At 67.9% G+C, this 12,322-nt stretch carries 13 protein-coding genes; 7 read left to right on the forward strand and 6 right to left on the reverse strand.

What is annotated here, in order from left to right; translation table 11 throughout:
- Positions 1-59 precede the first annotated feature (59 nt).
- Both RTW82_RS24045 and RTW82_RS24050 read right to left on the reverse strand, forming a co-directional pair.
- Positions 60-845, reverse strand: a complete 786-nt coding sequence (locus tag RTW82_RS24045) for an MBL fold metallo-hydrolase (RefSeq protein ID WP_263400474.1) — start codon at positions 843-845, stop codon at positions 60-62.
- 474 nt (positions 846-1,319) lie between these two features.
- Positions 1,320-2,204 carry an acyl-CoA dehydrogenase family protein gene (locus RTW82_RS24050; protein ID WP_316926674.1) on the reverse strand — a complete coding sequence of 295 codons (885 nt, stop codon included), beginning with the start codon at positions 2,202-2,204 and terminating at the stop codon, positions 1,320-1,322.
- 138 nt (positions 2,205-2,342) lie between these two features.
- On the opposite strand from RTW82_RS24050, the gene olsB reads away from it, so the two are divergent.
- Positions 2,343-3,113, forward strand: coding sequence for an L-ornithine N(alpha)-acyltransferase (olsB, locus tag RTW82_RS24055; RefSeq protein WP_021217564.1), 771 nt, complete (start codon positions 2,343-2,345; stop codon positions 3,111-3,113).
- Positions 3,114-3,127: 14 nt separating this feature from the next.
- On the forward strand, positions 3,128-3,901 hold the full coding sequence (locus RTW82_RS24060) for a lysophospholipid acyltransferase family protein (protein WP_316926675.1): 774 nt from the start codon (positions 3,128-3,130) through the stop codon (positions 3,899-3,901).
- A 3-nt stretch (positions 3,902-3,904) separates the two neighbouring features.
- Here RTW82_RS24060 and RTW82_RS24065 read toward each other — a convergent pair whose 3' ends face one another.
- Together RTW82_RS24065 and RTW82_RS24070 are read right to left on the reverse strand one after the other, a co-directional pair.
- The gene (locus RTW82_RS24065) at positions 3,905-4,765 is read right to left on the reverse strand and encodes a universal stress protein (RefSeq protein WP_184488742.1); all 861 of its coding nucleotides are present in this window, start codon (positions 4,763-4,765) and stop codon (positions 3,905-3,907) included.
- A 69-nt stretch (positions 4,766-4,834) separates the two neighbouring features.
- Positions 4,835-5,416: an ACP phosphodiesterase gene (locus tag RTW82_RS24070; RefSeq protein WP_316926676.1), complete on the reverse strand. Its 582-nt coding sequence runs from the start codon at positions 5,414-5,416 to the stop codon at positions 4,835-4,837.
- Positions 5,417-5,557: 141 nt separating this feature from the next.
- Here RTW82_RS24070 and RTW82_RS24075 point away from each other — a divergent pair, with 141 nt between their 5' ends.
- The 3 genes from RTW82_RS24075 to RTW82_RS24085 are packed head-to-tail and all read left to right on the forward strand — an operon-like array spanning position 5,558 to position 8,141.
- A complete protein-coding gene (locus tag RTW82_RS24075; protein ID WP_021217560.1) occupies positions 5,558-5,866 on the forward strand; it encodes an ArsR/SmtB family transcription factor in 309 nt (102 codons plus the stop codon).
- Positions 5,867-5,912: 46 nt separating this feature from the next.
- On the forward strand, positions 5,913-7,076 hold the full coding sequence (locus RTW82_RS24080) for an MFS transporter (protein WP_184488740.1): 1,164 nt from the start codon (positions 5,913-5,915) through the stop codon (positions 7,074-7,076).
- Positions 7,077-7,091: 15 nt separating this feature from the next.
- On the forward strand, positions 7,092-8,141 hold the full coding sequence (locus RTW82_RS24085; protein WP_316926677.1) for an alkene reductase: 1,050 nt from the start codon (positions 7,092-7,094) through the stop codon (positions 8,139-8,141).
- A 531-nt stretch (positions 8,142-8,672) separates the two neighbouring features.
- Here the strand turns inward: RTW82_RS24085 and RTW82_RS24090 are convergent.
- A complete protein-coding gene (locus RTW82_RS24090; RefSeq protein WP_316926678.1) occupies positions 8,673-9,515 on the reverse strand; it encodes an ATPase in 843 nt (280 codons plus the stop codon).
- A gap of 314 nt (positions 9,516-9,829) precedes the next feature.
- On the opposite strand from RTW82_RS24090, the gene RTW82_RS24095 reads away from it, so the two are divergent.
- Positions 9,830-10,090 carry a hypothetical protein gene (locus tag RTW82_RS24095; RefSeq protein WP_021217930.1) on the forward strand — a complete coding sequence of 87 codons (261 nt, stop codon included), beginning with the start codon at positions 9,830-9,832 and terminating at the stop codon, positions 10,088-10,090.
- A gap of 8 nt (positions 10,091-10,098) precedes the next feature.
- Here the strand turns inward: RTW82_RS24095 and RTW82_RS24100 are convergent, their stop codons facing one another.
- A complete protein-coding gene (locus tag RTW82_RS24100; RefSeq protein ID WP_316926679.1) occupies positions 10,099-11,088 on the reverse strand; it encodes an NAD(P)-dependent oxidoreductase in 990 nt (329 codons plus the stop codon).
- Between the two features lie 174 nt (positions 11,089-11,262).
- Here RTW82_RS24100 and RTW82_RS24105 point away from each other — a divergent pair, with 174 nt between their 5' ends.
- On the forward strand, positions 11,263-12,321 hold the full coding sequence (locus RTW82_RS24105; RefSeq protein ID WP_316926680.1) for a saccharopine dehydrogenase family protein: 1,059 nt from the start codon (positions 11,263-11,265) through the stop codon (positions 12,319-12,321).
- The last annotated feature ends 1 nt before the right edge of the window (position 12,322 follow it).

The following is a 12,322-nucleotide window of genomic DNA, read 5'->3' on the forward strand; positions in this document are numbered from 1 at the left end:
GACGCTAAAAAGCGCCGAACGTGCCGCTTCAAGGGACATTCGGCGCGAAAGGTCAGTGCTCAGCGCGGCAGGCGGTAGTCGTCCGGGCCCATCAGGTCGAGGCCGCATTGCAGGTTCTCGATCCAGTAGAGGAAGGCGCTGATCATTTCCTTGCCCACGAAGGGGCGGCCGTGTTGCGGCACGATCATTTCCACATCCATCTCGCGGACCATGGCGGCCCACAGGCGGCAGGCCTTGTTGCCGGCCATGTAGCGGCGGTGGAAGCCCTCCATCTCGGGCACGTGGTTGACGAAGTCGCGCACCGGGTTGGCGTCGTCGACCATGGACGCGCCCATGTCGCCGGAGAAGAGGATCTTGCTGATCGGGTCGTAGACCTGGAAGTTGCCCACCGAGTGCAGGAAGTGCGCCGGCACCGCCTTGAGGTTGCAACGCCCCAGGGGGATCGACTGGCCACGGTCCGGCAGCGCGATGATGCGGTCGTAGGTGGAGATGCCGTGGCTGATGGCCAGGTAATTGGCCGTCAGGTGCGGCAGGAAGCGCGCCCAGAGCTTGGAGCAGATGACCTTGGCGCGGGTGTGCAGCAGCCACTTGTCCAGCGACGCGATGATGTCCGGGTCCTGGTGGGAGGCGAAGATGTAGGTCAGTTCCTGCAGCGGGATGTGCTTGGACAGCTCCAGCGACAGGGGGGTGTAGGTCAGGTCGCCGCCCGGATCGAGCAGCAGATATTGCTCGTGGTCGGTGATCAGGAACTGGTTGGACTGCACGCCATCGCCACTGACCAGGTCATCGAACATCAGGCATTGGTGGGTGCCGTTATCGAACAGCACTATGGGTTCACGCCGCATGGAAACCTCGAATTGGTTGCTGCGGCCAGCATCGGGGTTGTGGATTTTTCCCGTACTGACCTGAATCAAGCGAACCCGGCGTCAAGGGCGAAAACGTCGCAGGGGCGGGCGCTACGTCGCGATTGGCGTGGAGCGATGTGCGGCGGGCGATGAGCCGCCCTGCACGGAGATGGGGCCGGCGTAGGGTGGAGGACGCTTTTTCCTCCACCAGGCGAGGGCCGGCGGGGCTCCGACGGCGTCGGGTTGCACCCGACCTACCGGTGCGTGCCGTAGGTTGGCGCCGAGCGCAGCGAGGCCCAACGGTGCAATGGTCGGCCGCGCGGTGTTGGGCTTCGTGCCTCAGCCCAACCTACGGGGTCCCGTGCCCCGGCCAGCCTCGATTTCCTTCCAGAGGTCCGGCCGGGCCCCCGATGATGGGTTTCGCGTAGCTCTACCCATCCTACGAAACAAGCCCAACCTACGGAGTTCTGCGGTTCAGCCCAGGCCGAGGCTGGCGCGGGCTTTTTCCAGGCGTTTGGCGCGGGGGCCGACGGCGAGGCTGAGCACGCCCTGGTCCCGTTGCCACAGCGAGGCCCATGCCTGCGGGCCGTTGGCGAGGGCGCTTTCCAGCTCGGGGCGCAGGCCGTCGAACTGGGCGAACAGGCCGGCCAGCATCAGGTGCATCGTCGGGCTGGTGGCGCACAGCCGGGAGACCTCGGCGGCGCTGCCGAGCAGCCCCAGCAGGCGCAGTTGCAGGGGCTCCGGCCAGCCGCTGTCACGGCCGACGCCGAGCAGCCAGCCGCCCATGGCGGCGAGCACGTGCAGGTCTTCGATGCTGCGGAAGGGCTTCACGTAGGCGTCCCAGCCATCGCCGGCCAGGCGCTCGCAGTGGGCGGCATCCAGGTGCAGGCGGGCGTGGGGGATGTCCGGCATCAGCGGCAGCGACGGCAGGGTCTCGATGCGCACGCCCGGGGCGCCATTGCGCACCACCACCAGGGCCAGGCGCGGCGGCTGGCCCTCGGCCTCCTCGCGGGCGGCCACCAGCAGCCAGTCGGCGGCATCGGCGGCGGTGACGAAATCCTTGCGCCCGGACAGGCTCAGGCCGGCCAGGCGGGTGTGCATGTCAGCCGGGCGGGTGCTGCGACTTTCGGTCACGCACAAGGCGCCGAGGCTTTGCGGCGCAGAAGGCCAAAGCAGGCGCAGGGCCCCCTGGTAGCCGGCGAGGAAAGCCAGCCCCGGGGTCGCCGCGAGCCGGCCGCCGAGCACCGCCAGTTCGAAGGGCGAGGCCTCGCCCAGGCGTTCCAGAAGCGCGCCGTACCAGTCCTCCATGGGGGCTGCGGGCAGGCGGTCGTTGATCTCCAGCAGGCGTTGCCAGGTCATTTCAGGCTCCTTTGGTCGCTGTCATTCAAGCATCACGGAAACGTCATGGTGGTGACACCGGGTCTCCCTAGCCTGACTTTGCACAACAAGATCGACCGGCTGCAACCGGGATCTAGCCGGCTAACGGAGGCTTTATTCATGACCCAGATCGCAATGACCCGCGACAACGCCGCCCGCGGCGAAAAAAGCCCACGTCGCCTGCAGGCCGAGCGCCTGACCGGCGTCGCCGCCCTGCGTGAAGCCCAGGCCCTGCGCTACCGCGTGTTCAGCGCGGAGTTCGATGCCAAGCTCAAGGGCGCCGAGTTCGGCCTCGACATGGACGACTACGACCCGCACTGCATGCACATCGGCGTGCGCGACCTGGACAGCGATTGCCTGGTGGCCACCACCCGCCTGCTGGACCACCGCGCCGCCAACGATATCGGCCGCTTCTACAGCGAAGAAGAATTCCAGCTGGTGGGCCTCGGCGAGCTGCAGGGCCCGGTGCTGGAGATCGGCCGCACCTGCGTCGACCCGGCCTACCGCAACGGCGGCACCATCGCCGTGCTCTGGAGCGAACTGGCCGAAGTGCTCAACGAAGGCGGCTACCGCTACCTGATGGGCTGCGCCAGCATCCCCATGCAGGACGGCGGCATCCAGGCCCAGGCCATCATGCAGCGCCTGCGCGAGCGCTACCTGTGCACCGAGCACCTGCGCGCCGAACCGCGCACCCCGCTGCCGGCGCTGGAGCTGCCCGGCAACGTCATCGCCGAGATGCCGCCACTGCTCAAGGCCTACATGCGCCTGGGCGCGAAGATCTGCGGCGAACCCTGCTGGGACCAGGACTTCCAGGTCGCCGACGTGTTCATCCTGCTCAAGCGCGACGAGCTGTGCCCGCGCTACGCCCGTCACTTCAAGGCGGCGGTCTGAGCAGAGGCGACGGCATGAGCAAACTGCGCCTGTACCTGCGCATCGCCCGCCTGCTGGCGGTGGTGGGCCTCGGCCTGCTGCTGGCGTGCTGGGTGGTGGTGCTGGAACGCATGTTCCGCGGCCGCGACATCATGGTGCGGCGCCAGCGCCTGACCCGCTGGTTCCTCGCCCGCCTGGCCGGTGCCCTGCCCTTCCGCGTGAAGGTGACGGGCGACGTACCGCGCCAGCCGATGCTGTGGGTGTCCAACCATGTGTCCTGGACCGATATCCCGCTGCTGGGCATGCTCGCGCCGCTGTCGTTCCTGTCCAAGGCCGAAGTGCGCGCCTGGCCCATCGCCGGCTGGCTGGCGCACAAGGCCGGCACGCTGTTCATCCGCCGTGGCGCGGGCGACAGCAACCTGGTGGGCCAGCAGCTCGCCCGCCACCTGGGGCTGGGCCGGCAACTGGCGATCTTCCCCGAAGGCACCACCACCGACGGCAGCCTGCTGCGCACCTTCCACAGCCGCCTGCTGACCAGCGCCTGCGAGACCGGCGTGGCGGTGCAGCCGGTGGCGATCCGTTACCTGCGCAACGGCCAGCGTGACGAGATCGCGCCCTTCATCGGCGACGACGACCTGCTTTCGCACCTGCTGCGCCTGTTGGGCAGCGAGGTGGCCGAGGTGGAGATCCACCTGCTGCAGCCCATCCCCAGTGCCGACCTGAGCCGCACGCTGTTGAGCCGCCAGGCCCACCGCGCGATCCAGACGGTGCTGTTCGGTGAAGAGGCCGCCGAGGAGCTGGCGGCCTGAGCCTCAGTCCCGCATCGGCGGGACGGCGAGGATGTCGCACTCGAACTCGCGCAGCGCCGCATCGGCGACGCTGCCGATCAGCACCCGCTTGATCCCGCCCATGCCCCGAGTGCCCAGCACCAGCAGGTCCGGCGGCGAGTCGGCCATGACCCGCCGCAGGATGGTCATCGGCAGCCCCTCTTCCACCCGTTGCTCCCCCACCACGCCCAGCAGGCCCTGTTCTTCGAGGAAGCCGGCCAGGTTGAGCCGCGCATTGCGCTCTTCGCTGGAGAGGTGATCGTCGAGCATCGGGGTGGTGATGCCGGCGTTCATCAGCATCACCCTGGCGAAGGGTTCGTAGGCGTGCACCGCCCGGCAACGCGCGCCATCCATCAGGCCCAGCGCCTTGGCCGCACGCACGGCACGGGCCGAGGTGGGCGAGAGGTCAAGGGCCAGCACCAGGTCGCGGTAGGAGGACTCGGGCTCGCGGTTGACCACCAGCACCGGTTTCTCGCAGGTGCGCACCACGCGCTCCAGGGTGGTGCCGACGAAGACGTCGCGCAGGGCGTTGCGTCGGTGAACCCCCATCACCAACAGGTCGATATCGCCCCAGCGCGCGCATTCGGCGATGCGCGGCGCCGGGTCACCGGTCTCCACCCAGATTTCCGGGGCACGGCCGGCCAGCTCGGTGAACTCATCGCGGCGCGCCTCGAGGTACCGGCAGATCTGCTCCACCTCCAGCTCGACGCGCAGCTGCGGCTGGTCGCTGTCCACCACATGGAGGATGAACCAGGGGCAATCGAACTGCCGCACCAGGCTCGCGGCGCGCAGCAGGGCACGCTCGGAGCGCGAGGACAGGTCGGTCGCCAGCAGCAGGGATTTCATGGGGCACCTCCGTAACCAGTTAGCTACTGATATTGCACGCCGGTACGGGGTTGCAGCGCTTGATGCAGGTCAAGCCGGGCGGGATGCCTCGCGGGCGAAGCCCTGCAGCTCGGGGTAGAAACGACGGAAGGTCTCGCTGAGTGGCTGGTACAGCTGTTCGATCTCCTCATAGGCGCCATCCAGCAGGCCGGGCCGGGAAAAGCGTCGCGACATGCCGGCCAGCACCTGCTCGATGATCGCGAAGTCTTGGTAGCTGCCGAGCCAGTCCTGGGCGGCCATGCGCGGGGCGATGAAGGCCAGCCGCTCGGGCAGCGCCGGCTCCTCGGCCAGCACCCGGTAGACCTGGCCGGTGAAGGCCGGTAGCGGCACCTCGGCATAGCGCCGCCAGTCCCGCGCCAGGCAGTGGTCGAAGAACAGGTCGAGGAGGATGCTGGCGACGCGGCGGCGCGAGGCCGGGAACAGCGCCTTGGCCTCGGCGGTGAGCGGGTGGGCGTCGGTGAACACGTCGATGCGCCGGTGCAGGCGGATGCCGGCCTCGATGTCCGCCGGCCAGCGCCCGTCCAGCGGCCCCTTGACGAAATCGCCGTAGAGGCTGCCGAGCAGTTGGGCGGGCTGGTCACCGCCGAGGTGCAGGTGGGCGAGGTAATTCATTAGCCAAGCTTACGCCTCTAGCCGAGGGCGCTTCCATCAGCCGGCGTGATGAAGACTATCGGCACAAACGATCCTGTATCGTTTTTAGCCGATATATAGTTCGTCCATTCCCGATATGGCTTCACCCGGAACCCCGAAGCAATGACCACGCCCATCGACATCGACGAAATCATCAAGGCCCTCGCCCACCCGGTGCGGCGCGAGATGCTGCAGTGGCTGAAAGACCCGCACAAGCATTTCGTCGAGCAGGACCACCCCTTCGAGATCGGCGTCTGCGCCGGCAAGTTCGACCAGCGCACGGGGCTTTCGCAGTCCACCGTTTCGGTGCACCTGGCGACCCTGCAACGCGCCGGACTGGTCACCAGCCGCAAGGTCGGGCAGTGGAACTTCTTCAAACGTAATGAAGCCGTAATCAGTGAATTCCTTCGCCAGATGAGCGACCAGCTCTAGGCCTTCGACTACCTGCCACCACCCACAATCTTCCAGGAGCAGGCCAATGCCGACTTCGCTTCTCGTCCTCGCTTTGTCCGCGTTTGCCATCGGCACCACGGAATTCGTGATCATGGGCCTGCTGCCCGACGTCGCCGCCGACCTCGGCGTGTCGATTCCCGGCGCCGGCTGGCTGGTCACCGGCTACGCCCTGGGCGTGGCCGTGGGCGCCCCGTTCATGGCCATGGCCACCGCCCGCTTCCCCCGCAAGGCCGCGCTGCTGGCACTGATGGGCATCTTCATCCTCGGCAACCTGCTCTGCGCGGTGGCCGCCAACTACGAGCTGCTGATGCTGGCACGGGTGGTCACCGCCCTCTGCCACGGTGCCTTCTTCGGTATCGGTTCGGTGGTCGCCGCCAGCCTGGTGCCGGAGAACCGCAAGGCCTCGGCCGTGGCGCTGATGTTCACCGGGCTGACCCTGGCCAACGTGCTCGGCGTGCCCCTGGGCACCGCGCTGGGCCAGGCCGCCGGCTGGCGCTCGACCTTCTGGGCGGTGACCCTGATCGGCGTCGCTGCGCTGATCGGCCTGTGGCGCGTGCTGCCCAACCGCCATGACGAAGAGAAGGCCGACATGCGCCGCGAACTGGCCGCGCTCAATGGCGCGGGGCTGTGGCTGGCGCTGTCCACCACCGTGCTGTTCTCCGCCGCGGTGTTCTGCATCTTCACCTACGTGGCGCCGCTGCTGGGCGAAGTCACCGGCGTCTCGCCCCGTGGCGTGACCCTGAGCCTGCTGCTGATCGGCCTGGGCCTGACCCTGGGCAACGTCATCGGCGGCCGCCTGGCGGACTGGAAGCTGGCGCAGACGCTGATGGGTGTGTTCGTCGCCCTGGCCATCGCCTCCACCGTCCTGAGCTGGACCAGCGCTGCGCTGATCCCCACCGAGATCACCCTGTTCCTCTGGGCCACGGCCGCCTTCGCCGCCGTGCCCGCCCTGCAAGTCAACGTGGTGGCCTTCGGTGCCGGTGCGCCGAACCTGGTCTCCACCCTGAACATCGGCGCCTTCAACGTGGGCAACGCCCTCGGCGCCTGGGTCGGCGGCCTGGTCATCGACCAGGGCCTGGGCCTGACCCGCGTCCCCCTGGCCGCAGCCGTGCTGGCGATTCTCGCCCTGGTCGCGACCGTCCTTACCTTCAGTCAACGCAAACCCGAGCTGGAAACCGCTCTCGACTAATCCGAGGTGTATCCCATGGCAACGCTTTTCGATCCCATCAAGATCGGCGAACTGGAACTCGCCAACCGCATCATCATGGCCCCGCTGACCCGCTGCCGCGCCGACGAAGGCCGCGTGCCCAACGCGCTGATGGCCGAGTACTACACCCAGCGCGCCTCCGCCGGCCTGATCATCAGCGAGGCCACCTCCGTGACCCCGCTGGGCGTCGGCTACCCCGACACCCCCGGCATCTGGAGCGACGAGCAGGTCAAGGGCTGGAGCAACATCACCAAGGCCGTGCACGCCAACGGCGGCAAGATCGTCCTGCAGCTGTGGCACGTGGGCCGCATCTCCGACCCCAGCTACCTGGACGGCGAAACCCCGGTGGCGCCGAGCGCCATCGCCGCCAAGGGCCATGTCAGCCTGCTGCGCCCACTGCGTGACTACCCGGTGCCCCGCGCCTTGGAGACCGAAGAGATCGGCGACATCATCGAGGCCTACCGCGTGGGCGCCGAGAACGCCCAGGCCGCCGGTTTCGACGGCGTGGAACTGCACGCCGCCAACGGCTACCTGATCGACCAGTTCCTGCAGGACAGCACCAACAAGCGCAGCGATATCTACGGCGGCTCCCTGGAGAACCGCGCACGCCTGCTGCTGGAGGTGACCGATGAGCTGATCAAGGTCTGGGGCGCCGGCCGCGTGGGCGTGCACCTGGCACCGCGCGCCGACTCCCATGACATGGGCGACTCCAACCGCGCCGAGACCTTCGGCTACGTGGCCCGCGAACTGGGCAAGCGTGGCGTGGCCTTCATCTGCGCTCGTGAGAAGGTCGCCGACGACAGCCTGACCCCGAGCCTGAAGGAAGCCTTCGGCGGCGTGTTCATCGCCAACGAACGCTTCACCAAGGAGCAGGCCAACGCCTGGCTGGCGGAAGGCAAGGCCGATGCGGTGGCCTTCGGCATCCCCTTCATCGCCAACCCCGACCTGCCGGCCCGCCTGGAGCAGGACGCCCCGTTGAACGAGCCGCACCCGGAAACCTTCTACGGCAAGGGCCCGGTCGGCTACATCGACTACCCGCGCCTGTAAGCGACAACGCTGGCGATAAAGCAAAGCCCCGGCCCATAAAGCCGGGGCTTTTTCGTGGCTGTGTATTAAGAGCGGGCGAATGAATTCGCCCCTACAGGTGCAAATCCGTAGGGCGGGTGCAACCCGCGAGAATCGTGCGCCGCAAACGTCGGGTTGCACCCGACCTACAGGCCCCACAAACCCATGCGGGGGCGATGTAGGGCGGGCCGGGCGGCGTTCCGCTTCAGCCCACCAGCAAACGCCGGGGTGCATCCGGTCCACAGGGTGCTCCCGGCAGCATCGCTTGGTGGATGAAAAGAGCGTCATCCACCCTACATCCCGGTCAGCCCAGAGGTTGAGCCAAACGCAAGCGCCGCCGGCCAACACGAGCCGTAGGATGGCGTAGAGCGCAGCGAAACCCATCACCACCTTTGCCGGTGAGAACGGAGCGCGATGGCATGAAGAGCAAGGTGCCCCCGGCGGCATTGCGATCCGTCTGGGCACAAAAAAACCCCGGTCCTGGCGGAGCGGGGCTTTTCGCTACAGCACGGATCAGCGGGCGTTGATCTGCTGCTGCAGGTTCTGCACCTGGCTTTGCAGGGTGCTGATGTTGCGGGTCATCTGCGCGCGGAAGGCGTCGAACTCGGCGGTGTTGCCACCCGCGTTCTGCGCCGGGGCCGGGCGGTTGTCGAGTTCGCTGCGTAGCACCAGCAGGTCCTGCTCCAGGCTCTTGATCGCCTGGTTGGGGTTGCCCTGCTTCTTCAGCGCGTCGATTTCAGCGGAGAGGGCCTTGAGGCGCTCGTCGACCTTGGAGGAATCACCCTGGGCGGCCTTGAGCTTGCCCTGTTCGTCGGCCAGGCCCTTGAGGCGACCATCGAGCTGGCCGGCGGCGCCTTCCTGGGCCTTGATGTCGGCGGCGAGCTGGTCGACGCGCTTGCCCTGCCCGCCGACCTGGGTATTGAGGCTCTGCTGCTGCTTGCCCATCTCGGCGACCTTGGCCTGCAGCTGCTTGAGTTCGAGCTTGAGGGATTCGCTGCCGCTGGTGACGTTGGATTCGGTGGCGACCACCTTGCCGCTGATGTCCTGGATGCGACCGGCGGCTTCCTCGCTGATGCGGGCGAAGCTTTCCTGGGTGGCGACCAGTTGCTGCTCCATCAGGGAGATCTGCTGGAAGCTCCACCAGCCGAGACCGCAGAAGGCGATCAGCAGCGCGCCGATCAGGGCCCACAGCGGGCCGGTGCTGGGCACCTTGACCGCCGCTGCATGGCCGTAGCTGGCCGCACGGGCCGGTTGAGCATGGTGGGCATGGACCTGCTGGCCGTACTCGTCGCGATCCCGGGCATCGGTAGTCAGGCTGGGAACATCGTCCAGTTCATCGAGAGCATCGTTACGCATGGTAGACCTTCGGAAGAGAGCGCTAAGGGCCGTGGCTGGCCACAAGTGCGCGAGTATACCGCTTCGTTGGGGCGGCATCAGCGTCGCGCCAAGCTGGTGCGAATCCGCACTGCCGCGGGGCGACGCACGGTCGATCGACCCGCTGCAGGCCCCAGGGTTCCTGGGGGCGTGAACTGGTACGCACTTTGCTATCACTGCAGTGAGGTGTCTTGGGGGCACTTCAACCAGGCGGGCCCATGCAGTAGGGGCCCGACGCTCCGCCGGTCGGGGAAGACAGGGACGGAGCTCTCTTCTGATTCATGGGGGGATTACGCGTGGAACTGACCAAAGCCGTACTGGACTGCATGCAAACCCTGCGTCGGCAGATTCGCGACGAGCAGGCCCTGGATATCCGTCTCAGCCAGCCCGACGCCATCCAGTCGATGCTCAAGGCCTGCGCCGATTCCCGGCAGGCGAACATCATCAGCCTGGGCGAACGCCTCAGCGAACTCACCGGCATCCGCGTGCAGAAGGTGCTGAGCGAGGAAGAGCTGATCCGCAAGTACACCCAATACGCCGGCCCGCTGCGCGGCTGAACCGCGCCTCAGGGCTGCTGGGCCTTCCACCAGGTGCAGAACTCGTCCAGTGCCGACCAGACGCTGGTCGTGGGCTCGTATTCCAGGTAGTGCCGCGCACGGCTGATGTCGAGGGAGAAGTCCCGCGCCATCACCGCCACGCCGAGGCGGAACAGCGAAGGCTCCGGGCGCCCGGGCAGCACCTTGCAGACCGTCTCGTTGAGGGCGGCCGCGCCGTAGGCCAGGCCGAAGGGCATGTGCCGGGTCACCGGTGGCAGGTCGAGGCGGCGCAGCACGTAGTTGACCACGTCCCACAGCGGCACCGGCTGGCCGTTGCTGATGTTGTACACCTTGCCCAGCGCCGGGCCCGCCGCCAGAAGGCCGCTGAGTAGGACCTCGTTGAGGTTGTGCACGCTGGTGAAGTCCACCTTGTTCAGGCCGTTGCCGATGATTGCCAGGCGACCCTTGCGCTGCATGGCGATGAGCCGCGGGAAGATGCTGGTGTCGCCGGCACCGGTGACGAAGCGCGGGCGGAAGGCGATCACTTCCAGGCCGAACTCCTCGGCGGCGAAGACCTTCTGCTCGGCCAGGTACTTGGTGGCGCCGTAGTGATCGGAGAAGCGCTTGGGCACCTGCTCCTCGCGGATGCCCACGTGGGAGCGCCCGTCGAAGTAGATGGAGGGTGAGGACAGGTGCACCAGGCGGCGCACCTTCTGCTTGAGGCAGGCTTCGACGATGTTCTCGGTGACCTCGACGTTGGCCTGGTAGAAGTGCGGGTAGCTGCCCCAGACACCCACCGCACCGGCGCAATGCACCACGGCCTCGACGTCACGGCAGAGCTCGCGGGCCAGGTCGGGGTCGGCCAGGTCGCCCTGGACGAACTCGGCGCCACGCTTGACCAGGTGCTCCACGGCTTCCGGGCGCCGGCCGTTGATGCGCACCGACATGCCCTGCTCCAGCGCGAAGCGGGCAAAGCGCCCCCCGATGAAGCCGCTCGCCCCGGTTACCAGAATCTTCATTGCCTATCCCCTGTTCTCGTTGTGCCTGCGACTCTAGCAGCGTGCGCCGGATGGCGCCGTGGCGTCGCGAGCCAGCCGCCCGACCTTGAAAGCCAAGACGCCCAACCTTGGTCCGGCATCACGTGGCGCGGACCCGGCTAGTCTTGTCGGCCACGACAACGAGGGAGACGCGGCATGGGTGAAACAACCTGGATGATCTACGGCGCCAATGGCTACACCGGCCAGTTGGTGGCCGCCGAAGCGGTGCGTCAGGGCCTGACGCCCATACTGGCCGGGCGTAACGCGAAGGAGGTGCAGCGCATCGCCGACGAGCTGTCGCTGCCCGCCCGCTCCTTCGACCTGGCCGACCCGGCGGCGAGCCGCGCGGCACTGGCCGGGGTCAGCGTGGTAGCCCACTGCGCCGGCCCCTTCTCCGCCACCAGCGCGCCGATGATCGAAGCCTGCCTGGCCAGCGGCTGTCACTACGTGGACATCACCGGCGAGATCGCCGTGTTCGAACAGGCCCGCGCCTATGACCTGCTGGCCCGCAAGGCCGGCCGGGTGGTCTGCCCCGGCGTGGGCTTCGACGTGATTCCCACCGATTGCGTGGCCGCCTGCCTGAAGCAGGCGCTGCCGGATGCCAGCCACCTGGCCCTGGGCTTCGACACCGGCAGCGGCCTGTCGCCGGGCACCGCCAAGACCTCGGTAGAGGGCCTGCGCCTGGGTGGCCAGGTGCGCCGCGATGGCGAACGGGTGGGCGTGCCCCTGGGCTACCGCCAGCGCCGCATCGACTTCGGCCGTGGCGCGAAGAACGCCGTGACCATCCCCTGGGGCGATGTCGCCACCGCCTACTACTCCACCGGCATCCCCAACATCGAGGTGTACCTACCGGCGCCACCGGCGGCGGCCCTGGGCATGCGCCTGATCCATCCCCTGCGCGGCCTGCTGGGCGGGGCGGCGGCGCAGAAGTGGCTCAAGGCCCAGGTGGACAAGCGCGTGCGCGGCCCTGATCAGGCGACCCGCGAGCGGCTGCGCACCTGGGTCTGGGGCGAAGCGCGCAACGCCGCCGGCGAGGTGCGCACTGCTCATCTGGAGACTGCCAACGGCTACGAGGTGACCGTTCACGGCGTGCTGCTCGCCGTGAATCACCTGTTGGCCCATGACGGCCCCGGCGGCTACGGCACGCCGTCGCGGCTGTTCGGCGAGCGCTGCGTGGAGCGGCTGCCGGGCAGCGGGGCGATCCGTATCGCCTGAT

This window comes from Pseudomonas sp. zfem005 (genome assembly GCF_032621735.1).
Taxonomy (GTDB): domain Bacteria; phylum Pseudomonadota; class Gammaproteobacteria; order Pseudomonadales; family Pseudomonadaceae; genus Metapseudomonas; species Metapseudomonas solani.